We start from the raw sequence: 22,531 nt of genomic DNA, 5'->3' as shown, positions 1-22,531 counted from the left end.
CCTCCTGCTGGACCGGCGCACGCGCCCGGCCGTGCGCCCGCTGCTCGCCGCGCACCTCGACACGGCGACCGACGTACTGCGGCTGCTGCGGGTCCGGTCGGGCGGCGAGGCCGATCTCCTCGAACCGCGCCGCTTCCGTTCGCTTCCCCGCCCGCTGCGCCGCCAACTCCTCGCCGTACTCGACGGGTTCGAGGCGCCGCCGCTGGTCGAGGACGTACTGCGGCATCCGGTCGGACGGAAGCGCGCCGCCGAGGTCCCGCACCCGTACGAGCGGCACGACCGGCACCCGAAGGCCGCCCTGGCCTTCGCCACGCTGCACGCCACCGACACCTCCGTCTCAACGCTCTGCGAGGCCCTGCTGCGCACCGCGGCCGCGCACCGGAGGCGGTACGGATCGACGGCACGCGTATCAAGCCCCACTCCTTCACGCTCGACGACACCCGGGCCCCGCCGGCCGAGGCGGTCGCCGGCGGCGTCTGCGCGCTCCTGGAGGCCGAGGCCGCGCGCCGGCCGTCGTCCGCCCCGCGCTTCGACCTCGCCGTCCTCGACGCGGGGCTCGCGGGCCCGGCCGTCCCCTCCGCCGAGCACGCGTCCGCGAAGGCGCTGGTCCCGGTGCCGCGCGGCAGCTTCCAGCCGCTCCCGGAAGGGGAGGTCCTGCGCCTGTTCCCGCGCTGGAGGCAGCCCGCCGGGATCCGCGTGGACCTCGATCTGTCCGTCGCGCTGTACGACGAGGACTGGACGTTCGTGGGCGGGTGCGACTACACGAACCTGGTCCACGGGGAGCGGGCCGCCGGCCGCTCCGGGGACCTGACCTCGGCCCCAGCGCCCGACGGCGCCACCGAGTACGTGGACCTGGACCTCGCGGCGCTCGCCGCCGGCCCGGCGCGCTTCGCCGCGCCCATCGTCTTCAGCTTCGACGGCATCGCCTTCGAGTATCTCCTCGACGCCTTCGCCGGCTTCATGGCACTGCCCACGAAGGACGGACGCGACGCCTCGTACGACCCCCGCACCGTGCCTCAGCGCTACGGCCTGGAGGGCGATTCACGCGTCCACGTGCCCCTGCCGGTCGACCTGGAGCGCCGCACGTTCCTGTGGACGGACCCGCATCCGCCGGCGTCCGAGGGCTTCCACGGCGTGTACCGGCACAGCGCCGGCCTCGGCCGCGTCGGCAAGGACCTGTTCCCGTACTTCACCACCGGCCGTACGACCCTGTGGGACCTGGCGGTGTGGCACGCGGCGGCCCGTACGGACGAGGTCGCGGTGGTCCGGCGGGCACCGTCCGGCGACGAGCTGTGGCACTGCACGCGCGCGCAGGGCGAGACGGACCTCGCCTTCGCCGCCCGCGTGCGCGTTCTGGAGCCCCCGGAGCGGCGGCGGCCGGCCGAGGACCCGGAGGGGCTCGGCGCCGGGGCGGCCGCGAAGAGGCATGTGCCGCTCGCCCTGGCGCACGGTGGTGTCGCCCCGCAGGGCGCGAGCGGATCCGCGTACCGGCTGCCGCCCGGCCCGGTCGACGGCTGCGGTCTGGCCGCCCTGAAGGCGGAGGATCTGGTGGCGGCACTGGGCTGAGCGCGTCAACGCCGTGCCCGGTTACCGGGTCCGTACCGGGGGCCCGGTGACGGGCTCCCGGGGGCGCCGGATCGGGGAAGCCGCGGGCCGGAGTGTCAGTCGGGGCCCGTATCCTCATTGACCATGCTCGAAGACCTCACGACCGCAGCGTCCCCAGCCTCCTGGCCGGCCGCGTATCCGCAGGGATACGCGGTCGTCGACGTGGAGACCACAGGGCTGGCCCGCGACGACCGGATAATCTCCGCCGCCGTCTACCGGCTGGACGCGCGCGGCGAGGTCGAGGACCACTGGTACACGATGGTCAATCCGGAGCGGGACCCGGGCCCGGTGTGGATCCACGGTCTGACGAGCGAGATGCTCGATGGGGCTCCGCTCTTCCAGGACGTCGCCGAGGAGTTCGCCGCCCGGCTCGACGGCCGGGTGCTGGTCGCGCACAACGCGGTCTTCGACTGGTCGATGATCGCCCGCGAGTACGCGCGCGCGGAGCGCGAGGCGCCGGTGCGTCAGCGCCTGTGCACCATCGCGCTCTCCAAGGAACTGGGCCTGCCGCTGCCCAACCACAAGCTGGAGTCGCTGGCCGCGCATTTCGGTGTCGTACAGCAGCGCGCCCACCACGCGCTGGACGACGCGCGCGTGCTCGCCGAGGCGTTCCGGCCGAGCCTGCGGGCCGCCGCGCGCGAGGGGGTGCGTCTGCCGCTGCTCGAATGCCTGCCGCTCAAGGAGTGGTCGGACAGCCCCGCGGCACCGCGGATCGGACGGCAGTCCGGGGGCTACGCGTCCGGCGGCTACCCGTCCGGCAGTTGGCGCCCCTCCCGCAAGCGCCCCGCATGCCCCCATCCCAACCCAGGACGATACGAGCCGGACAAGCCGCTCAAGCAGGGCATGCGGGTCGCGTTCTCCGGGGACACGTCCGTCGACCGCGAACTGCTGGAGGACCGGGCCGTCGAGGCCGGGCTGCATGTCGCGACGAGCCTGTCCCGGCTCACCAGCCTGCTGGTGACGAACGACCCGGACTCCAGCACGTCGAAAGTGGCCAAGGCCAAGCAGTTCGGGACACCGGTGATCGACGAGGCCGCGTTCGGGCAACTGCTGCGGGACGTCGAACCCGCGTCGGAAGGGTGACCGACGTACGGGTGATTGACGGGCGACTCGCCCGTCACCCGCTCGCCCGCACCGCCCCGGCACCCCACCCTGTGGCGCATGGCGAGATGCGAAGTATGCGGCAATGACTACGGAATGACCTTCGAGGTGCACGCGCAGGGCGCGGTGCACGTCTTCGACTGCTTCTCCTGCGCGATCCACCGGATGGCCCCGATCTGCGAGCACTGTCGCGTCCAGGTCATCGGCCAGGGCGTCGAGGTCGAGGGCCACTGGTACTGCGGCGCGCACTGCGCCCGCGCGGAGGGGAATGCGGGGATCGTCGACAGGGTGTGAGTCCCGGACCGGCCCCGGACAGGGCATCGCACGGCCCTCGGCGGGACCCTCCCGTCGAGGGCCGAATCATGCCGAGTACCGTCAATGGGGTGTACCGCTTCCTGTTGTCCCGGCAGTGGGTGATCCTCACCCTCGTGGCCCTCGCGCTCATCCCGACGATGATCAAGCTGGGCTTCTGGCAGCTTCACCGGCATGAGCACAAGGTCGCCCTGAACACGGTGATCTCCGACTCGCTCGCCGCGAAGCCGGTGCCCGCGGAGACGGTCACCGCGCCGGGACAGCGGATCCGGAACGACGACCTGTTCCGCCGGGTGACCGCGAAGGGGCACTTCGACACCGCGCACGAAGAGGTCGTCCGGCGCCGCACCAACGCCGACGGCGAGGTCGGCTACCACGTCCTGACCCCGTTCGTCCTGGCCGACGGCCGCGTCCTCATGGTCAACCGCGGCTGGGTCCCGGCGGACGGCGCGCAGACCGCCTTCCCGAAGATCCCGGCCCCCGCCCGGGGCGAGATCACCGTCACCGGCCGGCTGATGGCCGACCAGACGACCGCCGACAGCGGCATCAAGAACGTCCGGGGCCTGCCCGCCCGTCAGGTCATGCTGATCAGCAGCGGGCAGGAGTCGCGGCGGCTCGGCGAGCAGGTCCTCGGCGGTTACATCGAGGAGACCGCGCCGGAGCCCAAGGGCGACTCCCCCGAGCTGATCCCGGACCCCGAGCACAGCGACATCGGCCCGCACATGGCGTACGCGATCCAGTGGTGGCTCTTCTCCGCGGGCGTCCCCGTCGGCTTCGTGATCCTGGTCCGCCGCGAGCGGCGTGACCGGGCGGAGGCCGCCGCCGCGCGGACCGCGCCGGAAGCGGAACCGGCGACCGTGTAGCGCCGGGGACGGAGCGCGCGCCGCCGTCCTGGAGGCGCCCGGAAGCGCCCACGCCACTCTGGCGGCCCGATTGATCGTCACCCCGGTCGGGAACCCGTCCACCGTGGACCGACACATCGAGGACTACGCGCTCATCGGGGACGAACAGACCGCCGCTCTGGTGGGCCGCGACGGCTCCGTCGACTGGCTGTGCCTGCCCCGCTTCGACTCCGCGGCCTGCTTCGCGGCCCTGCTGGGCGACGAGGACAACGGTCACTGGCGGATCGCGCCCGAGGGGGCGGACGTGTGCACCCGGCGCGCGTACCGCCCGGACACACTGGTGCTCGACACCGAGTGGGACACCGCCGAGGGCTCGGTCCGGGTGACCGACCTGATGCCGCAGCGCGAGCACGCCCCCGATGTCGTACGCATCATCGAAGGTCTCAGCGGCACGGTCCGGATGCGCAGTCTGCTCCGGCTGCGCTTCGACTACGGCTCGGTCGTGCCGTGGATGCGCCGCGCGGACGGCCACCGGGTGGCGGTCGCGGGGCCGGACTCGGTGTGGCTGCGCAGCGAGCCGCCCGTGGACACCTGGGGCAAGGACTTCCGCACGCAGTCGGAGTTCACCGTGGCGGCGGGCGAGAAGGTCGCCTTCGTCCTGACCTGGCACCCCTCGCACCGGCCCCGGCCGCCCCTGTGCGATCCCTTCGAGGCGCTGGAGACCAGCGTCCAGGACTGGCGGGCGTGGGCGGCGCACTGCCGTTACGACGGGCCGCACCGGGACGCCGTCGTACGCTCCCTGATCACCCTCAAGGCCCTCACCTACGCGCCGACCGGCGGCATCGTGGCCGCCCCCACCACCTCGCTGCCCGAGGAACTCGGCGGTGTCCGCAACTGGGACTACCGCTACTGCTGGCTGCGCGACTCCACGCTCACCCTCGGCGCGCTCCTCGCGGCCGGCTACCACGAGGAGGCCGAGGCGTGGCGCGACTGGCTGCTGCGCGCGGTCGCGGGCGACCCGGCGGACCTCCAGATCATGTACGGCCTCTCGGGGGAACGCCGGCTGCCGGAGTACGAGATCCCGTGGCTGTCCGGCTTCGCCGGCTCCGCGCCCGTCCGGGTCGGCAACAGCGCCGTGGAGCAGTTGCAGCTCGACGTGTACGGCGAGGTCATCGACTCGCTGTCACTCGCCCGGCGTTCGGGCCTGCCGTCCAGACCGCACATGTGGCGGGTGCAGTGCGCCATGATGGAGTTCCTGCGGGTCGCGTGGCAGCAGCCGGACGAGGGGATCTGGGAGGTGCGCGGCCCCCGCCGGCACTTCGTCTACTCGAAGGTGATGGCCTGGGTGGCCGCCGACCGCGCCGTGCGCACCCTGGAGGACGATCCGACGCTCGAGGGCGATCTGGAGGCCTGGCGGGCGATGCGCGACGAGGTGCACCAGGAGGTGCTCGAACGCGGCTTCGACCCCGTCCGGAACACCTTCACGCAGTCCTACGGTTCACCCGAACTGGACGCCTCCCTGCTGCTCATCCCCCGGGTAGGTTTCCTGCCCCCCGACGATCCGCGGGTGGTCGGCACGATCGACGCGGTCCGCGCCGAGCTCGCCCCCGACGGCTTCCTGGTGCGCCGCTACAGCGGCGCGTCGACCGGCGTCGACGGACTCCCGGGCGACGAGGGCACGTTCATCGTCTGCTCGTTCTGGCTCGCGGACGCGCTGCATCTGACGGGCCGTACGCGGGAGGCGCGCGAGCTGTTCGAACGGCTGGTCGGCCTCGCCAACGACCTGGGACTGCTGTCCGAGGAGTACGACCCGGTCGCGGGCCGCCAGCTCGGCAACTTCCCGCAGGCCTTCAGCCACATCGGTCTGGTGGTGTCCGCCCTCAGCCTGTTCGGCGTCGAGGAGGCGGGCGAAGCGGAAGAGGTCACGCCACCTGGATAGGGGAGGATGGGGCCATGGATCTTGGACTGAAGGATCGTGTGTACGTCGTCACGGGAGCCACCCGGGGCCTGGGCAACGCCGCCGCGCGTGAACTCGTCGCCGACGGCGCGAAGGTGATCGTCACCGGACGCGACGCGAAGAGCGCGGCCGAAGCCGCCTCCGCGCTCGGCGCGAACGCGGTCGGGATCGCGGCCGACAACGGCGCCGCCGAGACCCCGGCCCTGCTGATCGCCGCCGCCCGTGACCACTTCGGCGGCTTCGACGGCATCCTGATCAGCGTCGGCGGACCGCCGCCCGGGTTCGCCGCGGACAACACCGACGAGCAGTGGATGGTGGCGTTCGAGTCGGTGTTCCTCGGTGCGGTACGGCTGGCCCGCGCGGCCGCCGCGGAGCTCGGCGAGGGCGGTGTCGTCGGCTTCGTGCTCTCCGGCTCGGTGTACGAACCGATTCCCGGGCTGACCATCTCCAACGGTCTGCGTCCGGGCCTCGCGGGCTTCGCCAAGTCCCTCGCGGACGAACTGGGCCCGCGCGGCATCCGGGTCGTCGGGCTGCTGCCGTCCCGCATCGACACGGACCGCGTCCGCGAACTGGACGGGCTGTCCGCCGACCCCGAGGCCACCCGCGCGGCCAACGAGTCCCGTATCCCGCTGCGCCGCTACGGCACCCCGCAGGAGTTCGGCCGCACGACCGCGTTCCTGCTCTCCCCCGCGGCGTCGTACCTCACGGGCATCATGGTGCCGGTGGACGGCGGAATGCGAAGCGGCTTCTAGACCCGGCCACCGGGCCCGCCCGCAAACGCAGACGAGCCCACCCGGGCCACCGCGAAGCCGGGCGGACCGGCGGGGCACCCTGCCCGGAAGCCGACGGCCCCAGCAAGGGCGGCCGGTCCGGACGGCGACGGCGGTGGCCGCCGGGTGGGCGGCGTGCCCACGGGCCGGAAACGGGTGCGCTCTGCCGCCCGTCCCGGAAGCGGCGGGCCGGGCAGGGCGTCCTACCCGAGACGGGCGGGCCCGGCGGCGCAGTCTGCCGAAAGCCAGCGGGGCCCGGCAGGGCGTCCTGCCGAAAGCAGGCGCCGCTCACGTCACGCGCTCCGCGCGGTACTCGACCCCGCGTAGGCGGACCTCCGCGGGCACAGCACGGCGAGACCGCTGCGGCGAAAGAGCCCGGCAGGGCGTCCTGCCGGGAAACGGGCGGGCCCGGCGGCGCAGCCTGCCGAAGGCGGGTGGCTCGGCGGCGCGTCCTCCCGGACTCCGGTGGGGCCGGCAGGGGCGCCCGCCCGGAAGCCGGCGTCGCTCAGGTCACGCGCTCCGCGCGGTGTTTGACGCCGCGTAGACGGACCTCCGCGGGGAGCGTGGCGAGGCCGGCCGAGTCCCGTGCGTGCGCGAGTGCCTCCACGGTCAGCAGGTGCAGCGCGTGCCCGGGGTCCACATGCGGTTCCAGCAGGAGCCGCACGCGTGCCTCGGGCAGGCTGCGCCGGCCGGTCAGATGGACGTGCGCCTGGTCGACCCCGCCCAGCCGGGCGGATTCGGCGGCCAGCACGCCCTCCAGGGCCCGGCCGCGCAACAGCGCGCCCGCCCCGTCGCCGGTGTCGACGAGCACGTCGGCGAGCCTTCGGCGCCGCACGACGGCGACCAGCCACCACAGGGCGAGCAGCAGAAGCACCGCGAGCGCGGCGATGACGGCGGGCCACCACCAGCCCTGGTCCCGCCACTTGGTCCGATCGGCGGTGCTGAGCAGCACGTCGTGCCGCCCGTCGTAGATCCACCACGACGGCGGCCGTACGCCGAGTCCGACGGCGAGCACGGAGCCGCCGAGGACGAGCAGCACGAGCCCGATGAAGCCGATCAGTACGCGGTTGACGATCCGGAGCACGGACCCTCACCCCTTCCTTCCGGGGCGCGCGACATGCACCGACAGGGCGGGCGAACGGGCCAGTCCCAGCCCCTTGATGCCGTCGGCGAGCGTGGTGTCGAGGTCGGCGCGCACGTCGTCGAGTTCCCGGAAGTGCGACACCGCGCGGACGTCGACCTTCCGGCGCTTCACGCGTACCCGGACCGACTGCACACCGGCGACCTCCATGGCCCGGTCGCGGAGCGCCATCGCGGCGGCGCCCCGGTGCAGCCCGGCCCGGACATCGGCGTGGGTGCGCCGCATCGGCAGCACGTCCCGCAGTCCCGGTGTGGCCGCGAGGACGATCAGCCAGAGTCCCACCACTGCGGCGATCCCGGCGCCGACGAGGACCGCGGTGCCGTCGAGCGGCCGTTCGGCGAGCTGCTGGGCCACCCACGTGCGCCAGCGCAGGGCGGACCGCCCGGCGCGCACCGCCACGACGTCGTACAGGAAGGCGCCCGCGGCGACGAGGAGCAGGAACGCGAGGATGCCCGCCGGGATGCGGCGCGCGGACCAGAACCGGCCCTGCCGGCCGTCCTCGTCGTCGACGGTGTTCAGCGGTTCGTAGGCGGCCGCGGAGGCGGACTGCCCGAGCGCGCCCGCGTCGTCCCCCTTCTCCGGCTTCTCCAGTACGGGCAGCTTCCGGGTGTTCTCGGAGCCCTGGGGCTCGCTCATCGCGTCCTCCCCTGTACCGCGCCTGGCCCGTGTGCCAGATGCAGCCGCTCCACCTGGACGGCCACCTCCGGCACTTCCATTCCCGCCAACGCCCTTACCCGCTCGGCGACATGACGACGCACCTCACCGCACTGGGCACCGATGTCGGCCGGGTAGCCGAGTTCGAGGCTGACCCGGACCTGGGCACTGTGCGTCGGTGTCCCGTCCGCTCCGCCGCCGGCCGACTGCCGCCGCACGACGACCGTCGCGTGCGGGGGTACGGCGTCGGCGGGCAGCGGGGGCAGTGCCTCGCGCGCCGCCTGCGACGCGATCTTCGCTACGACGCGGTCGGCGATCCGGGTGGCGCCCCGCTCGGGGGCCGCGACGGTCGCGAGGCCCGGCCGGGTCTCACCGAGCCGGTCGACATGACCTGGCACGCGTCACCGCCGCCGGTCGTCACGGGCGCGGAAGAAGTCGCCGATGTCCAGGTCACCCTCCAGGAGCCGTCCGACGACGAACCCGACGGCCCCCAGGGCGGCCACCAGGAGGAAGGCACCGAAACCGCCGAAGTACCCGGCGAAGGCCAGCGCCATTCCGGCGATCATGCCGATCACGGCCAAGCTCATGGTGCGCTCCTCAGCAGTCGGTGGCCGCGTGATCACTTGTGATGCGGTGACCCGGATGTCCGGGGCGTTCCGGTGACCCGCGGGTCACTGGAGCCGCGACTCCGGCTCCTCGTCTTCTTCCTCGGGAAGCTTCACATCACTCACCGCGATGTTGACTTCCACCACTTCGAGGCCGGTCATGCGCTCGACGGCCGCGACGACGTTCTCGCGTACGTCCCGGGCCACGTCGGCGATCGACACGCCGTAGTCGACGACGATCTCCAGATCGAGCGCCGTCTGCAGCTCGCCGACCTCGGCCTTCACACCCCGTGTCACGGATTTGGACCCGCCCGGCACCCGGTCGCGCACCGCTCCGAAGGTCCGGCTCAGCCCGCTGCCCATCGTGTGGACACCGACCACGTCACGGGCGGCGAGCCCGGCGATCTTCTCCACGACTCCGTCGGCGATCGTGGTCCGTCCCCGCGTGGCGGGATCTCCGCCGCCGCGCCTGGTGGGCTTGCGGGTCTGCTGGCTCTCCTTCTCGATGTCGGGGCTGTCCGTCCGGTTCCGCTCGGTCATGTCGGTCATCGCCGTACGTCCCTTTCGGTCGTCCTCCTCTGCTCACAGTAGGTCGGGTCGCGCGGTCGCGCGCCGTGGATGGGGCAGGCTGGGGTGATGACGGCGGACCGATGGACGCAAGTGGTACGGCATCAGCTCGGGCTCGGCAGACTCCTGCCGCTGGGCCTTCCGCGCGACGGCGCGTGGATCACGGAGGCGGCGGCCGAGTCGGCGCTGCGGCGCGCGGCGGCCGGTGTGGACGGTGTGCGTCTCGGCGCGCTCCGGATCGCGCTCGCCGATCCCGACCGGGCCGGGGCGCCCGCGGTGCCGCTTCCGCCCAGTGCGCTGCCGCCCGGCCCGCTGCGTGTCACGGCGGAGTTCCTGGCCTCGGTGGATCCCACGTCCCCGGGCGTCGAACCCCTTCCGGCCACCGCGGCCCGGCTGCGCCTGACCCTGGCCACCGCGGCGACACAGCGGCTGGGTCTCGACGTCACCGAGGTGGACCTGCGGGTGACTGACCTGCTGGAGGAGGACGAGGCGTCCGCGGCGCTCCCGGCGGACGAGGAACGGGAGACGCCCAAGGCCCTCCCGCCGAGCCAGGAACGCGAGGCGCTCGCAGCGATCCCGGCGAACCAGGAACGCGAGGCGCCCCAGGCTCTCCCCGCGAGCCAGGAACGGGAGGCGCCCGCAGCGGTCCCGGCCGACGAGGTACGGGGCACACGGACCGCCCGCCCGGCCGACAGCGCACGGGAGACGCAGGCCACCGAGCCGGCCGACGACGTACGGGAGACACAGGCCTCGGTACCTGCCGACGACGTACGGGTGTCACAGGCCGCCGTGCCGGCCGACGACCTACCAGACAGGGCCACCGCCGTACCGGCCGACGACGTAGGGGACACACGGGGCGCCGCCGTCGCGCCGGACGGCCCACCGAGCACGTCCGTCACCGTGCCGGCCGACGACGCGCGGAAGGCGGTCGTGCCGAAGGACCCCGAGCAGGCCCGGATCGCGGCGGCCGCTCTGGCCGTCCCGGGCGTCACCCGTCTGACGGACGTCCTGGGCCAACCGGTCCACGTCGAGACCGCGCCCGCCGCGGAACCGGCCCTGCCGCGCCGCCACATCCGCGTCGAACTGGCGGTCTCCCCGGACGAGCGGGCGGTGGACGTGGCACGGGCGGTCAGGACGGCGATCACCGAGGCCGCACGGGACACCCCGTCCGTGGCCGTACTGGTGACCGCCGTGAGCCGGGACGCCCGTCCTTACGCCCGTCCTTAGGGAGCCAGGACGTCCGCCGTCGGTGGGTGTCCTGGCTGGGCGGGCCTCAGGGGGTGTCTACTCCCCCACGCCCGCGAGGTCGCGGAGCCGGCGGGCCTGGGACGCCCGCTCGGCGGTGCGCTGCTCCTCGTACGACCGGTCCTGTGCCCCGCGCAGCAGGGCCTTGGTCTCGATCACGGCGTCCCGCGGCGCGGCCAGCAGGGCCGCGGTGAGGTCGAGCACCGCGGCGTCGAGCTGCTCACCGGGCACGGCGAGGTTGGCGAGCCCGGTGCGCTCGGCCTCCTCGGCCGGCACGAAGCGGCCCGTGGCGCAGATCTCGAGCGCGCGGGCGTATCCCACGAGGCTGACCAGCGGGTGCGTTCCCGTGAGGTCGGGCACCAGGCCGAGGCTGGTCTCGCGCATGGCGAACTGCACGTCGTCGGCGACGACGCGCAGGTCACAGGCGAGCGCGAGCTGGAACCCCGCACCGATGGCATGCCCCTGTACGGCGGCGATCGACACGAGGTCGCTGCGCCGCCACCAGGTGAACGCCTCCTGGTACTCGGCGATGGTCGCGTCGAGCTCGGCGTCGGAGCCGCGCGCGAGGTCGATGAACGACGGTTCCCCGTCGAAGCCCTCGGGCGTGAACGCCTGCCGGTCCAGCCCCGCGGAGAAGGACTGGCCCTCGGCACGCAGAACGACCACGCGGACGGAGCCCGGCAGTGACCGGCCGGCCTGCGTCAAAGCCCGCCAGAGAGCAGGACTCTGGGCGTTGCGCTTGGCCGGATTGGTCAGCGTCACCGTGGCGGTCGCGCCGTCGACGGTGAGCCGTACGCCGTCCTTGTCGAGTACCGGGTCGAGATCCTTGTCGAGCGAAGCCATGGGGTGCCTCCGATGGGTGCGGTCGGATCAGCTGCGCACCCCGCGAAGACACGAGGGAACGCACCTAAGTGACTGCACAGTAACCACCCGGTCGGTCACCCGACCGACCGGGTGGTCACCACCGAAGCCGATGGGGACGCCCGGCCTCAGGCCGAGGCGGCCTTCTTGCCCCGCGTCGCTCCGCCACGCCCTCGGAGCGTGACACCCGACTCGCTGAGCATCCGGTGCACGAAGCCATACGAACGGCCGGTCTCTTCGGCCAGCGCTCGGATGCTCGCACCGGAGTCGTACTTCTTCTTCAGGTCTGCCGCGAGCTTGTCGCGCGCGGCGCCGGTAACCCGGCTGCCCTTCTTCAGAGTCTCGGCCACCCGGTCCTCCTCATGGGAAGTGCGCTCTGGACTCTCATGATCACCCCTTTCGGGCGTCATGGCCACCCATTCGGCAAGGTCCGTAAGACACGGTTTTGACGACAGGAGTCCGTCCCCACGAGTGGAATCAATGATTCCGGCCGATGCCGTCCGTACAGCCGAACGGGTTCCCCCACGAAGTGCCTGGTCAGCGACGCAAGACGGCCGAGCCCCTGGGAACAAGGGACTCGGCCGTGAAATCGATGTAGGACACACCTCGGTACGAGGAGATCTCACACAGATGATGGATCACGGATCGGCCGAATGATCCATACGCAGTGGATCAGTCATTCGATCACGTGGCGCGGACCCCCTCCCGGAGGCCGCGCACGGGCTCAGGCGAGGGCCACCAGGTCGGCGTAGTCGGAGCCCCACAGGTCCTCGACGCCGTCCGGCAGCAGGATGATCCGCTCCGGCTGGAGCGCCTGGACGGCGCCCTCGTCGTGGGTGACGAGAACGACGGCACCCTTGTACGTGCGCAGCGCGCCGAGGATCTCCTCGCGGCTGGCCGGGTCGAGGTTGTTCGTCGGCTCGTCGAGCAGCAGGACGTTCGCGGACGAGACGACGAGGGTCGCGAGCGCGAGCCGGGTCTTCTCGCCGCCGGACAGCACGGCGGCCGGCTTGTCGACGTCGTCCCCGGAGAACAGGAACGAGCCGAGCGTCTTGCGGACCTCGACCAGGTCGAGGTCGGGGGCGGCGGAGCGCATGTTCTCCAGGACCGTGCGCTCGGGGTCGAGGGTCTCGTGCTCCTGGGCGTAGTAGCCGAGCTTGAGTCCGTGGCCCTCGATGACCTCGCCGGTGTCGGGCTTCTCGGCGCCGCCGAGCAGACGCAGGAGGGTCGTCTTGCCGGCGCCGTTCAGGCCGAGGATGACGACCCGGGAGCCCTTGTCGATGGCCAGGTCGACATCGGTGAAGATCTCCAGGGAGCCGTACGACTTCGACAGGCCCTCGGCCATGAGCGGGGTCCTGCCGCAGGGCGCGGGCTCAGGGAAGCGCAGCTTGGCGACCTTGTCGGAGACGCGGACCGCCTCCAGGCCGGCGAGCAGTTTGTCGGCGCGCTTGGCCATGTTCTGCGCGGCCACCGTCTTGGTGGCCTTGGCGCGCATCTTGTCGGCCTGCGAGTTCAGCGCGGCGGCCTTCTTCTCGGCGTTCTGGCGCTCGCGCTTGCGGCGCTTCTCGTCGGCCTCGCGCTGCTGCTGGTAGAGCTTCCAGCCCATGTTGTAGACGTCGATCTGGGCGCGGTTGGCGTCCAGGTAGAACACCTTGTTGACGACCGTCTCGACGAGGTCGACATCGTGGGAGATCACGATGAAGCCGCCGCGGTACGTCTTCAGGTAGTCGCGCAGCCAGACGATGGAGTCGGCGTCGAGGTGGTTCGTCGGCTCGTCGAGGAGCAGGGTGTCGGCGTCCGAGAAGAGGATGCGGGCCAGCTCGATACGGCGGCGCTGACCGCCGGAGAGCGTGTGCAGGGGCTGGCCGAGCACCCGGTCGGGCAGGTTGAGCGCGGCGGCGATGGTGGCGGCCTCGGCCTCGGCGGAGTACCCGCCCTTGGTGAGGAACTCCGTCTCCTGGCGCTCGTACTGCCGCATGGCCTTCTCGCGGGTGGCGCCCGAGCCGTTGGCGATGCGCTGCTCGTTCTCGCGCATCTTGCGGATCAGGACGTCCAGGCCGCGGGCCGACAGGACGCGGTCGCGGGCCAGGACGTCGAGGTCACCGGTGCGCGGGTCCTGCGGCAGGTAGCCGACCTCGCCGGAGCGGGCGACAGTGCCCGCGGCGGGCTGGCCTTCGCCCGCGAGGACCTTGGTGAGGGTCGTCTTGCCCGCGCCGTTGCGGCCGACCAGGCCGATGCGGTCGCCCTTCGTGATGCGGAAGGTGGCGGACTCGATGAGGATGCGGGCGCCGGCGCGCAGCTCGATACCGGAGGCGGAAATCACGGACAGACTCCAGGGCAGGGTCGTTGGCGGGGTGGACGGCTGAGGACGTTCCCGCCGTCTAATGCGCGAGGAGAATGGCCATGGGCCAAGTCTAACGGGGCGGTGCAACCGCTTTTCCGGTGTGCGGGCGTCGCGCACTGTGACACTCGCCCCGCCGCGCGGTGCCTCTCGGGCGCATCTTCGGCGCCTTCGCGCGGTGTCGAGGGGGCGCGGCCCGGGTGATCCGGCCCTGGTGCTCCACGGCGACGATCACGCCGGTCCCGCCGGTCCCGCCGGTCCCGCTGTGATGATTCTCGCCGGTCCGGCTGTCCGGGGCAGGAGGCCGGACAGGAGGCCCGGCCGGGCTGCCGGGGCGTACGTCGCCCGTTCGGACCTCGGGCCGGAGCCGGGGGTCCGGGTGCGTATGAGGATGGCGCCACGGAGCGACGCACGGCAGGAAGTGGTGTGCCCATGCAGTTCGACGACGACGCCGATCTGGACACCTCCGAGGTGCAGGACGTGCGCGGCAGCCGGATCCCCGGCGGCCGGGCGACCATCGGCGGCGGCCTCGCCGGCCTGATCGCCCTGGTCGTCGGACTGCTCTTCGGAGTGGGTCCCGACCAGCTCGGGCTCTCCTCGGACAGCGACCAGCCAGGGACGACCGCCTCCTCCCTCGCGCAGGTGCAGCAGACCTGCCGCACGGGGCGGGACGCGAACTCCCAGGAGGACTGCCGGACCGTGGCGGTGGTCAACAGCGTCCAGGCCTACTGGACCCACGAGTTCGCGCGCAGGGGAGGCGCCTACACGCGCGCGCCGACGGTGTTCTTCAGCGGCCGGATCAACACCGCGTGCGGCACCGCGTCGTCGTCCGTCGGACCCTTCTACTGTCCCCGTGACCGCAAGGTCTATCTGGACCTCGGTTTCTTCGACGATCTTCGTACGAAGTTCGGCTCCAGCGGCGGACCGTTCGCGCAGGCGTACGTGGTGGCGCACGAGTACGGGCATCACGTGCAGAACCTGATGGGCACGCTGGCCCGGTCGCAGGACGGCGTGACCGGCGCGGACAGCAACGCGGTGAAGGTGGAGCTCCAGGCCGACTGCTACGCGGGGGTGTGGGCGCGGCACGCGACCACCACCCCGTCCTCGTCGACGGGCAAGCCGTTGCTGACCTCGCTGACGGACGCCGACATCCGCGACGGCCTGGACGCGGCGGCGGCCGTGGGCGACGACCGGATCCAGTCGAGGTACCAGGGCCGGGTGACCCCGGAGACCTGGACGCACGGGTCGGCCAAGCAGCGCCAGCAGTGGTTCTACCAGGGCTTCACCAGCGGCGACATGGCGCAGTGCAACACGTTCCGGTGAGCATGAGCCGTACGGGACGCCGGGACCGTGGGACGCCGGGGCCCAGGACTGCGGGGCGCCGGGCCGAGCAACACGGCGGGAGCCGGATTTCCGGGCCGCGGGGCGTTGTCAGTGGCCGGTGCCAGACTGAGCAGCGGATCGAAATCCGGCAGTGTGTGACGAGACGGAGTGATCGGCATGGCTGGCATGAACGGCGCGCGCCCGAGCATCTACCCCTCGATGCTGTACACCGATGCGAAGGCGGCCATCAGGCAGCTCACGGAGGCCTTCGGCTTCACCGAGCTGTCCGTCTACGAGGGGGAGGACGGCTCGGTGATGCACGCCGAGCTGGTGCAGGGCAACGGCGCGGTGATGCTCGGTTCCAAGGGCCGCGGCGGCCGCTTCGACGAGGCGATGAAGAGCGCGGGCCCGTGCGGGGTCTACATCGTCGTGGACGACGTCGACGCACACCACCAGCGGGCCGTGGACCACGGCGCGGAGATCCTGATGGTCCCGACCGACCAGGACTACGGCTCGCGGGACTACATGGCCCGCGACATCGAGGGCAACATCTGGAGCTTCGGCACGTACGCCCCGGAGATAGGCGCGTAGACCCCGCCGGGCTGCGGCCCGCGCGCCCGCTCCTGGCCGGCGCCCCCGGTCAGCTTCCCCCGGTGTGCACCTGGAAGGCCGCCCGGCGTACGGCCTTGGCGAGGGCCGGGTCCGGGTGGGCGGCGGCGAGCGCGACCAGTACCTGCACCGTGCGGGGGTGCCCGACGGCCCGCACCTCGTCGAGCAGCGCGGGCACGGTGGGCTGCACCGCGGACTCCAGATGGCGGACGAGGAGCGGGGCCTCGCCGTGGTCGGCGACGGCGGCCGCGGTGTCGACCCACAGCCAGGTGGACTCGGCGCGGGTGAGGACCTCGTGGGCGTCCTCGGGGTCGTAGCCGTCGTGCTCGGCGAGCCACAGCAGGGCGTAGGGACGCAGCGGGGTCTCCTCGACCACGGCGCGCACATCGGGCTCCGCGGGGGCGCCGACCACGCGCAGCGCCTCGAAGGCGAGGCCGCGCGTGAGGGCGTCCTCGCCGCGGGCGGCGTCGATGAGTTCGGTGACGGCGCCACCGACCGGGCGGGCGGCGAGCCAGGCGCGGTACTCGGCGCGGGCGGCGTTGGGGCGGAGCTGGGCGCAGCCGCGGAGCATGTCCTCGGCTGACTGCTCGATGTTCCCGGCGGGGCTCTGCGCGGCGACGCAGATCTGCTCCAGCTTGACCCAGACCGCCCAGCTGCCGAGCGGGGTGAGGGTGGCCTGTCCTTCGCCGTAGGTCAGCGCGCCGACGGAGGCGAGGGCGTGCAGGGCCCAGTCGAGGAGGGGGGCGAGGGGGGCGTCCGGGACCTCGGCGGGCTCCGGGGCGGGCACGGGCTCGGGGCCGTAGGGGATTTCGCAGCGCTCGGTGCGCAGTTCCGTGACGCGCTGTCCGAGGAGGTCGAGGAGCTGGTCGACGGGGACGGGCCCGGCGGAGAGCTGGAGGAAGGAGAGCACCTGGGGCATCGCGGAGACGACCTCGGCGACGGCCGCGGGCTCGCGGTCCACCGGCTCGGGATACGCGAGGGACCAGGCGTCGAAGAGCGCGACCCAGCCGCGCAGGACGGCGCTGTCGTCGCGGCTCCAGGCGCGCAGCCGCCATCCCGGGCGGGCGGTGTCGCCGTGCACCTCGATGAGGCCGGACAGGCGGGCGGTGTCCCAGTCGGCGCGGACCTGAACCGGGGTCAGTCCGAGATCCGCGGCGGCCCGTTCGGCGGTGGCGTCCGAGAGGGCGCCCTTGCCGCCGGGGTTCGCGCCGTCGCGCCCCGGGCGCAGGGCTGCGTCGGCCCAGCGCGCGACGCGCGCCGCGTCGGACAGGCCGGTGCGCGCCATGCGGGCGAGTTCCGCGGGCGGCGGTGTGCCTTCCGGCGGTCGCGGTGCGGGGCGGCGCGTGCGGCGTTGGGTCACCGCTCGGGGAGCGGCCGCGAGGGACCGCGGGCTGACGAGTCGGAGCCTGGAGTCGCGCGGGTTACGGGACGTCACGGGTGCAGTCTTGCGGTTGACGGTCCGAAAACCCAAACGGAATGCCGTCGCAGGCCACGGGGGCGGTGGGAGTGGGCCCTTCCCGGGGTGCCCGACACGCGGGGAAGAGTGCCGCGCGGAGTTGTTCAGGACCGAACCGGAAGCGTGCCTTCGCGTGTCCCGGGACGCGCCGAGGTGCCTCCCTCGCACAGAGCCTCGGCACAGCCGTCGGCCCGCCCACAAGGGGGCGCGCGACGGCCTCACCCCGGGCGTGCGCAGGGAGCTTCGCTCCGGGAGCGTGTGCCGGTTGCGCTCCCAGGGCGTGCGCGGGCTTCGCGCCGGGCGCGCGCGACGGCTTGGCTGCGGGCGGGCGCCGGAGGGGCGCCGTTGCGGCGCGAACGTGCCGACCCGTTCCAACAGCGCGCCGTGGCCGTCTCGGCGCCGTGCGGTGGCCGTCTCGGCCACATGCCGTGGCTCGGATCGGGGACGGATCACATCAGGGGGGTGAGGAAGCGGCGCAGGGCTTCTTCGTAGGTTGCCGGGTCGGCGTTCCACATGGCGCCGTGCGGGGCGTTCGGAACGGTGTGCAGGGTGACCAGGTCGGGGCGGCTCGCGGCGAGGCGGCGGGACGGAGCCCAGGGGGCGATGGTGTCGTCCGGGCCGTGCACCAGCAGGGTCGGCACCTTGACCTGTGCGGGGTGCGCGGCGTGCGCGATGCGGTCTCCACGGACGCCGGTGCGGCCCTGGGCGGCACGCACCGCGAGCGGCAGCAGGAAGCTCGGGGTGTGCCGGGCGCCGGCGAGGGCGCGCAGCGTGGTCTCCCAGTCGAGGACCGGCGAGTCCAGGACGAGCCCGGAGATCCGCTCGCGCAGCGCGGAATGGGCGGCGGCGCGGAGCGCCATGGTCGCGCCGGTGGACCAGCCGTACAGGACGACGCGCTCGGCGCCGTACCGCACGGCGTACCGGATGGCCGCGTCGAGGTCGCGCCACTCGGTCTCGCCGAGGTGGTTCAGGCCGTCCGGGGGCCGGGGTGCCCCGAGGTCGCCCCGGTAGGCGAGGTCGAGCACGGGGAAGTGCCGGCTGTTCAGGAACTCCATGACGTTCATGGGGTGTTCCCGGGTGGCGCCCAGGCCGTGCACGGTGATGATCCAGGTGTCGCGGACGGCGGGCACGAACCAGGCGGGCAGGGCACCGAGTTCGCCGGGCACGTCGACGTCGGCGTGTTCGAGTCCGAGGGCGGACCCGGGGTCGCCGACGTACAGGTTCGGGGTGAGCCACACCTTGTCGCCGGATTCCAGTGATCCGTGCGTGACGCGTTCCAGCCGGCGCACGACGGTGTCGGCGGTGTGCGGGACGGAGTTCTGGAGGGGGCCGACGACCGCGTGGGAGCCGTCGCCCGCGAGGCCGTAGGTTCCCGGGCGCCGGGACGCGAGGGCCCGGGTGAGGGTGATGCCGCCCGCCGTCGTGGCGTGCACGGTGAGCCGGTGCTCGGTGGGCAGGGGCTTGCCCGGCCTCGTCTTCAGCGCGGCGTCGCTGGCGAACCGGCCCGCCGCCACGGAGGCCGCGCCTGCCGCAATGGCTACGGTGACGGCCGCTGCCGTGGCTCTTAGGATGCGCACCCGACCAGTTTCCCGGGGGACCCGGCCATCGGCCAGCGGGAGAGCCCCCAGGGGTGACGGCCGACGCTCACCGGACCCCTGCCGCGGGGCCGGTCCGGCGGGGCTCTAGCGCTTCTGGCCGTATCCCCGAAGCCGCTCCCCCGCTTCCTGGAGCTGGTCCGGTGAGAGCAGGGCGGGCGCGAGGCCGGGCACGGAGGAGGAGAGGAGCCAGACGCGGCACATCCATTCCAGTTGGGCCGTGCGGTCGTACGCCTGGTCCAGCGAGGCTCCGTAGGCGATGGTGCCGTGGTTCTGGAGGAGGCAGGCGGTGCGGCCGGCCAGGGCGCGGAGCATGTTCTCGGCCAACTCCGGCGTGCCGTACGTCGCGTAGGGGGCCACGCGGACCGGGCCGCCGAGGTCCGCGGCCATGTAGTGGATCAGCGGGAGCTCGGGGACGAGGACCGAGACGGCCGTCGCGTGCGCGGCGTGGGTGTGGACGACGGCCCGCGCGCCGGTCACGCGGTACACCGCGAGGTGCATCGGCAGTTCGCTGGTCGGGCGCAGCGAACCGATTGTCCGCCGGCCGTCGAGGCCGACGCCGACGATGTCGTCGTGCGTCAGCCGGTCGTAGGGCACGCCCGTGGGTGTGACCAGGACGGTGTCGCCGACACGGACCGAGACGTTGCCCGAGGTGCCGACGACCAGCCCGTCGGTGACCGTCCGGCGGGCCGTCGCGACGAGTTCGTCCCAGGCCTGCCGAAGGGCGTCCCGCGCGGCCGACCCGTCCCGCTCGTCGCGTTCGTCCGCCATCCGTGGGTCCTCCCGCCCGTCCCGTGCGTCCCGGTGCCGCTCACTCATGACGCGATCCTGCCAGGCGCGGCGGAAGACGCACCCCGGGCGGGCGCACCTCAGGGCGGAAGCCGAGCCTCCGTAAGAGTGCGCACAGACGTATGCCGCCCCCGCCGGCGAATGGCCGGGGATCGACGGGCGGCACGGGATCTTCCCGTAGCCTCTGGGGGATTTGTCGCACCACGTCGCCATTTCCGGGGGGAAATGTGGCTCGTGATCACAAACCGTTCCGTCGTCGTGCCCGCGTCGCCGCGACCGCCGTCGCGGCGACGCCGGCCCTGGGGGGCACCGGTCTCACCGCGCTCCCGGCCGAGGCCGCGGGCGACACCAGGGGGCACGACGTCTCCTCTCACCAGAAGAACGTGGACTGGCGGAGCGCGAAAGCGAAGGGCGCGCGGTTCGTCTACGTGAAGGCGACCGAGTCCACCACCTACCGCAACCCCTACTTCGCCCGGCAGTACGACGGCGCGCGCGACGCGGGCATCCTCCACGGCGCGTATCACTTCGCGGTGCCGGACCAGTCCTCCGGCGCCACGCAGGCCGCGTACTTCGTACACAACGGCGGGGCGTGGCGCGCGGACGGCTGGACGCTGCCGCCCGCGCTGGACATCGAGTACAACCCGTACGGCAAGAGCAAGTGCTACGGGCTCGGCAAGGCCGGAATGGTGAACTGGATCAGGGCCTTCAGCGACGAGATCCGCCGGGAGACCGGCCGTCGGCCTGTGATCTACACCACAACGCACTGGTGGAACGCGTGCACCGGATCCAGCCGGACATTTGCCGCGGATCACACGCTGTGGCTGGCCCGCTACGGCTCGGCGGACGCCGGGGCACTGCCCGCCGGATGGTCCGCGTGGACCTTCTGGCAGTACGGCGACGGCGGCAGCCTGCCGGGTGACCAGAATCTCTTCAACGGATCCCCGGCCCGACTCAAGCGACTCGCTCTCGGGTAGCGACCCAAGCGGAGCCCGAGATTCCGCATCCGTTCGAACCCGTGGTGTCGCCCCTTCGGTGCAAGCGGAGGGGCGATTCACTATTTGAGACACCATGACGCCCGACCCAGTTCACCTTCCGTTCATCCAGGTTGCCTACGGTCCACCTGCCACTGACGTCCAACAGAAGCCTGGGTAAATGGAACACATCACGCTCCTCCTCGGAATCGTGATCGTCACCGCTCTCGTGTTCGATTTCACGAACGGTTTCCACGACACCGCCAACGCGATGGCCACCACCATCTCGACCGGCGCGCTCAAGCCCAAGGTCGCGGTGGCCATGTCCGCCGCGCTCAACCTTGTCGGCGCCTTCCTCTCGGTGGAGGTCGCCAACACGATCTCCAAAGGCCTCGTCGATGAATCCGGCATCAAGCCGGAGGTGATCTTCGCCGCGCTCGTCGGCGCGATCCTCTGGAACCTCGTGACCTGGCTCGTCGGACTCCCGTCCAGCTCCTCGCACGCCCTCATGGGCGGCCTGGTCGGCGCCACCATCGCCTCCGCCGGTACCGGCGCCGTGCACGGGGACGTCCTGGTCGGCAAGGTGCTCCTGCCCGCGGTCGCGGCCCCGATCGTCGCCGGCCTCGCCGCGATGTTCGCCACGCGACTGTCGTACAAGCTCAGTGGTGACGCCGACACCAAGGCCACCAAGAAGGGCTACCGCGCCGGCCAGATAGCCTCCGCGGGCCTGGTCTCGCTGGCCCACGGCACCAACGACGCGCAGAAGACGATGGGCATCATCACCCTGGCCCTGGTCGCCGGTGGCGCCGTCGCTCCCGACTCCAACCCGCCGGTCTGGGTCATCCTGTCCGCCGGTCTCGCCATCGCGCTCGGCACCTACCTGGGCGGCTGGCGCATCATCCGCACGATGGGCAAGGGCCTGACCGACCTCCAGCCGCAGCAGGGCTTCGCCGCCCAGACCAGCGCGGCCACGGTCATCCTGGCCTCCTCGCACATCGGCTTCTCCCTCTCCACCACGCACTCGGTCTCCGGTTCCGTGATGGGCGCCGGCCTCGGCCGCAAGGGCGGTGTGGTCCGCTGGTCCACCGCCAAGCGGATGGTCGTCGCCTGGGTCCTCACACTGCCGGCCGCCGCCCTGGTCGGCGCGCTCGCCGAATGGGTGACCGGTTTCGGCGCCTGGGGCACCACGCTCGTCGCCGTCTTCCTGGTCGGATCCAGCTTCGCGATCTGGCGCCGCTCGCGCCGCGAGGTGATCGACCACAGCAACGTGAACGACGCCGAAGAGCCCGCCGGTGTGGTGACCCAGGCCATCGCCGCCGTCACCCCGCCCCCGGCCGGCACCGTGGCCGAGGAGCTCACGGCCACCATCCCGGCTCCCGCCGAGCCCACGGCGAGCCCGTCCGCGCCGTCCCCCGTGGCCTGAGAACCGAAGGAAGAAACAGCATGAACATCGACTGGTCAGCCCTCGGGTCCGTCTTCGGGGTCAGCCTCGGAGTGACCGTGGCCCTCGTCGCCCTCTTCACCCTCGGTGTCGCCGGCCTCTCCAAGAAGGAGTCGGCGCAGGGCGGTTCCGCGGTCGCGGCGGCCACCGGCGCGTACGTCTGCTTCGCGGCCTGCGCCGCGGCGGTGGCGTACGGCATCTCCCTGATCATCACCAAGTAGCCCGGCACGAGCGGCCCGAAACGGGGTCGCGCCGAGCGGTACCGCGGGGGGGGGGGGGGGGGGGGGGGGGGGGGCCGCCGCCCCACTCAGGGGGGGGTTTTCTACCCGTCGCCCCTCCTGCCAAC

General features: G+C 72.8%; 23 protein-coding genes. 12 read left to right on the top strand and 11 right to left on the bottom strand.

Translation table 11 applies throughout. The annotated features are described in order from the left end of the window. Window positions 1-612: 612 nt before the first annotated feature. From ACZ6KY_RS02520 to ACZ6KY_RS02495, 6 genes are all read left to right on the top strand, one after another. Window positions 613-1,566 (top strand): TerD family protein, encoded by a 954-nt coding sequence (locus tag ACZ6KY_RS02520; RefSeq protein ID WP_469308436.1) that lies wholly within the window; start codon window positions 613-615, stop codon window positions 1,564-1,566. 123 nt (window positions 1,567-1,689) lie between these two features. Continuing rightward, the gene (locus ACZ6KY_RS02515) at window positions 1,690-2,688 is read left to right on the top strand and encodes a DEDDh family exonuclease (protein ID WP_469308435.1); all 999 of its coding nucleotides are present in this window, start codon (window positions 1,690-1,692) and stop codon (window positions 2,686-2,688) included. Window positions 2,689-2,766: 78 nt separating this feature from the next. Next, complete coding sequence (locus ACZ6KY_RS02510) at window positions 2,767-3,000, top strand: hypothetical protein (protein WP_467761010.1); 234 nt, start codon at window positions 2,767-2,769, stop codon at window positions 2,998-3,000. Between the two features lie 89 nt (window positions 3,001-3,089). Continuing rightward, window positions 3,090-3,881 carry an SURF1 family cytochrome oxidase biogenesis protein gene (locus tag ACZ6KY_RS02505; protein ID WP_469308505.1) on the top strand — a complete coding sequence of 264 codons (792 nt, stop codon included), beginning with the start codon at window positions 3,090-3,092 and terminating at the stop codon, window positions 3,879-3,881. A 103-nt stretch (window positions 3,882-3,984) separates the two neighbouring features. Next, window positions 3,985-5,799: a glycoside hydrolase family 15 protein gene (locus tag ACZ6KY_RS02500; RefSeq protein WP_469308434.1), complete on the top strand. Its 1,815-nt coding sequence runs from the start codon at window positions 3,985-3,987 to the stop codon at window positions 5,797-5,799. Window positions 5,800-5,813: 14 nt separating this feature from the next. Next, window positions 5,814-6,569, top strand: coding sequence for an SDR family oxidoreductase (locus ACZ6KY_RS02495; protein WP_469308433.1), 756 nt, complete (start codon window positions 5,814-5,816; stop codon window positions 6,567-6,569). Between the two features lie 523 nt (window positions 6,570-7,092). Here ACZ6KY_RS02495 and amaP read toward each other — a convergent pair. The 5 genes from amaP to ACZ6KY_RS02470 all read right to left on the bottom strand — a co-directional run bounded on the left by amaP (window position 7,093) and on the right by ACZ6KY_RS02470 (window position 9,536). After that, window positions 7,093-7,671, bottom strand: coding sequence for an alkaline shock response membrane anchor protein AmaP (amaP, locus tag ACZ6KY_RS02490; RefSeq protein ID WP_469308432.1), 579 nt, complete (start codon window positions 7,669-7,671; stop codon window positions 7,093-7,095). Between the two features lie 6 nt (window positions 7,672-7,677). Then, complete coding sequence (locus tag ACZ6KY_RS02485) at window positions 7,678-8,364, bottom strand: DUF6286 domain-containing protein (RefSeq protein ID WP_469308431.1); 687 nt, start codon at window positions 8,362-8,364, stop codon at window positions 7,678-7,680. Then, on the bottom strand, window positions 8,361-8,780 hold the full coding sequence (locus ACZ6KY_RS02480; protein WP_469308430.1) for an Asp23/Gls24 family envelope stress response protein: 420 nt from the start codon (window positions 8,778-8,780) through the stop codon (window positions 8,361-8,363). Before ACZ6KY_RS02480 ends, ACZ6KY_RS02485 begins: the two co-directional genes overlap by 4 nt. A gap of 3 nt (window positions 8,781-8,783) precedes the next feature. Continuing rightward, window positions 8,784-8,969 carry a hypothetical protein gene (locus tag ACZ6KY_RS02475; protein ID WP_261703263.1) on the bottom strand — a complete coding sequence of 62 codons (186 nt, stop codon included), beginning with the start codon at window positions 8,967-8,969 and terminating at the stop codon, window positions 8,784-8,786. Window positions 8,970-9,053: 84 nt separating this feature from the next. Continuing rightward, window positions 9,054-9,536, bottom strand: coding sequence for an Asp23/Gls24 family envelope stress response protein (locus tag ACZ6KY_RS02470; protein WP_351537614.1), 483 nt, complete (start codon window positions 9,534-9,536; stop codon window positions 9,054-9,056). 87 nt (window positions 9,537-9,623) lie between these two features. Here ACZ6KY_RS02470 and ACZ6KY_RS02465 point away from each other — a divergent pair, with 87 nt between their 5' ends. After that, window positions 9,624-10,781 (top strand): hypothetical protein, encoded by a 1,158-nt coding sequence (locus ACZ6KY_RS02465; RefSeq protein ID WP_469308429.1) that lies wholly within the window; start codon window positions 9,624-9,626, stop codon window positions 10,779-10,781. 57 nt (window positions 10,782-10,838) lie between these two features. Here ACZ6KY_RS02465 and ACZ6KY_RS02460 read toward each other — a convergent pair whose 3' ends face one another. The 3 genes from ACZ6KY_RS02460 to ACZ6KY_RS02450 form a co-directional block, all read right to left on the bottom strand. Next, the gene (locus ACZ6KY_RS02460; protein ID WP_469308428.1) at window positions 10,839-11,642 is read right to left on the bottom strand and encodes an enoyl-CoA hydratase/isomerase family protein; all 804 of its coding nucleotides are present in this window, start codon (window positions 11,640-11,642) and stop codon (window positions 10,839-10,841) included. A 146-nt stretch (window positions 11,643-11,788) separates the two neighbouring features. Beyond that, window positions 11,789-12,010 (bottom strand): helix-turn-helix domain-containing protein, encoded by a 222-nt coding sequence (locus ACZ6KY_RS02455; RefSeq protein WP_006123601.1) that lies wholly within the window; start codon window positions 12,008-12,010, stop codon window positions 11,789-11,791. A gap of 374 nt (window positions 12,011-12,384) precedes the next feature. Next, window positions 12,385-13,983: an ABC-F family ATP-binding cassette domain-containing protein gene (locus ACZ6KY_RS02450; RefSeq protein WP_469308427.1), complete on the bottom strand. Its 1,599-nt coding sequence runs from the start codon at window positions 13,981-13,983 to the stop codon at window positions 12,385-12,387. Window positions 13,984-14,433: 450 nt separating this feature from the next. Between ACZ6KY_RS02450 and ypfJ the strand changes: the two genes are divergently transcribed. Then, window positions 14,434-15,324 carry a KPN_02809 family neutral zinc metallopeptidase gene (gene ypfJ / locus ACZ6KY_RS02445; RefSeq protein WP_469308426.1) on the top strand — a complete coding sequence of 297 codons (891 nt, stop codon included), beginning with the start codon at window positions 14,434-14,436 and terminating at the stop codon, window positions 15,322-15,324. 177 nt (window positions 15,325-15,501) lie between these two features. Next, entirely contained in the window at window positions 15,502-15,915 is a 414-nt protein-coding gene (locus tag ACZ6KY_RS02440) for a VOC family protein (protein ID WP_469308425.1), read from the top strand. Between the two features lie 49 nt (window positions 15,916-15,964). Here the strand turns inward: ACZ6KY_RS02440 and ACZ6KY_RS02435 are convergent, their stop codons facing one another. The 3 genes from ACZ6KY_RS02435 to ACZ6KY_RS02425 form a co-directional block, all read right to left on the bottom strand. Next, complete coding sequence (locus tag ACZ6KY_RS02435; RefSeq protein ID WP_469308424.1) at window positions 15,965-17,368, bottom strand: hypothetical protein; 1,404 nt, start codon at window positions 17,366-17,368, stop codon at window positions 15,965-15,967. A gap of 470 nt (window positions 17,369-17,838) precedes the next feature. Next, window positions 17,839-18,966, bottom strand: coding sequence for an alpha/beta hydrolase family protein (locus tag ACZ6KY_RS02430; RefSeq protein WP_469308423.1), 1,128 nt, complete (start codon window positions 18,964-18,966; stop codon window positions 17,839-17,841). Window positions 18,967-19,071: 105 nt separating this feature from the next. Continuing rightward, window positions 19,072-19,755, bottom strand: coding sequence for a class II aldolase/adducin family protein (locus tag ACZ6KY_RS02425; protein ID WP_469308504.1), 684 nt, complete (start codon window positions 19,753-19,755; stop codon window positions 19,072-19,074). Between the two features lie 245 nt (window positions 19,756-20,000). Between ACZ6KY_RS02425 and ACZ6KY_RS02420 the strand changes: the two genes are divergently transcribed. The 3 genes from ACZ6KY_RS02420 to ACZ6KY_RS02410 all read left to right on the top strand — a co-directional run bounded on the left by ACZ6KY_RS02420 (window position 20,001) and on the right by ACZ6KY_RS02410 (window position 22,406). Then, a complete protein-coding gene (locus ACZ6KY_RS02420) occupies window positions 20,001-20,747 on the top strand; it encodes a lysozyme (RefSeq protein WP_469308422.1) in 747 nt (248 codons plus the stop codon). A 178-nt stretch (window positions 20,748-20,925) separates the two neighbouring features. Continuing rightward, on the top strand, window positions 20,926-22,167 hold the full coding sequence (locus tag ACZ6KY_RS02415) for an inorganic phosphate transporter (protein WP_469308421.1): 1,242 nt from the start codon (window positions 20,926-20,928) through the stop codon (window positions 22,165-22,167). A gap of 20 nt (window positions 22,168-22,187) precedes the next feature. Then, window positions 22,188-22,406 (top strand): hypothetical protein, encoded by a 219-nt coding sequence (locus ACZ6KY_RS02410; protein WP_328556277.1) that lies wholly within the window; start codon window positions 22,188-22,190, stop codon window positions 22,404-22,406. Window positions 22,407-22,531: the final 125 nt, after the last annotated feature.

It is taken from the genome of Streptomyces sp. NPDC042002 (genome assembly GCF_055588305.1).
The sequence above is the reverse complement of the archived record's forward strand: the minus strand, read 5'-3'. Positions and strand labels throughout refer to the sequence as shown.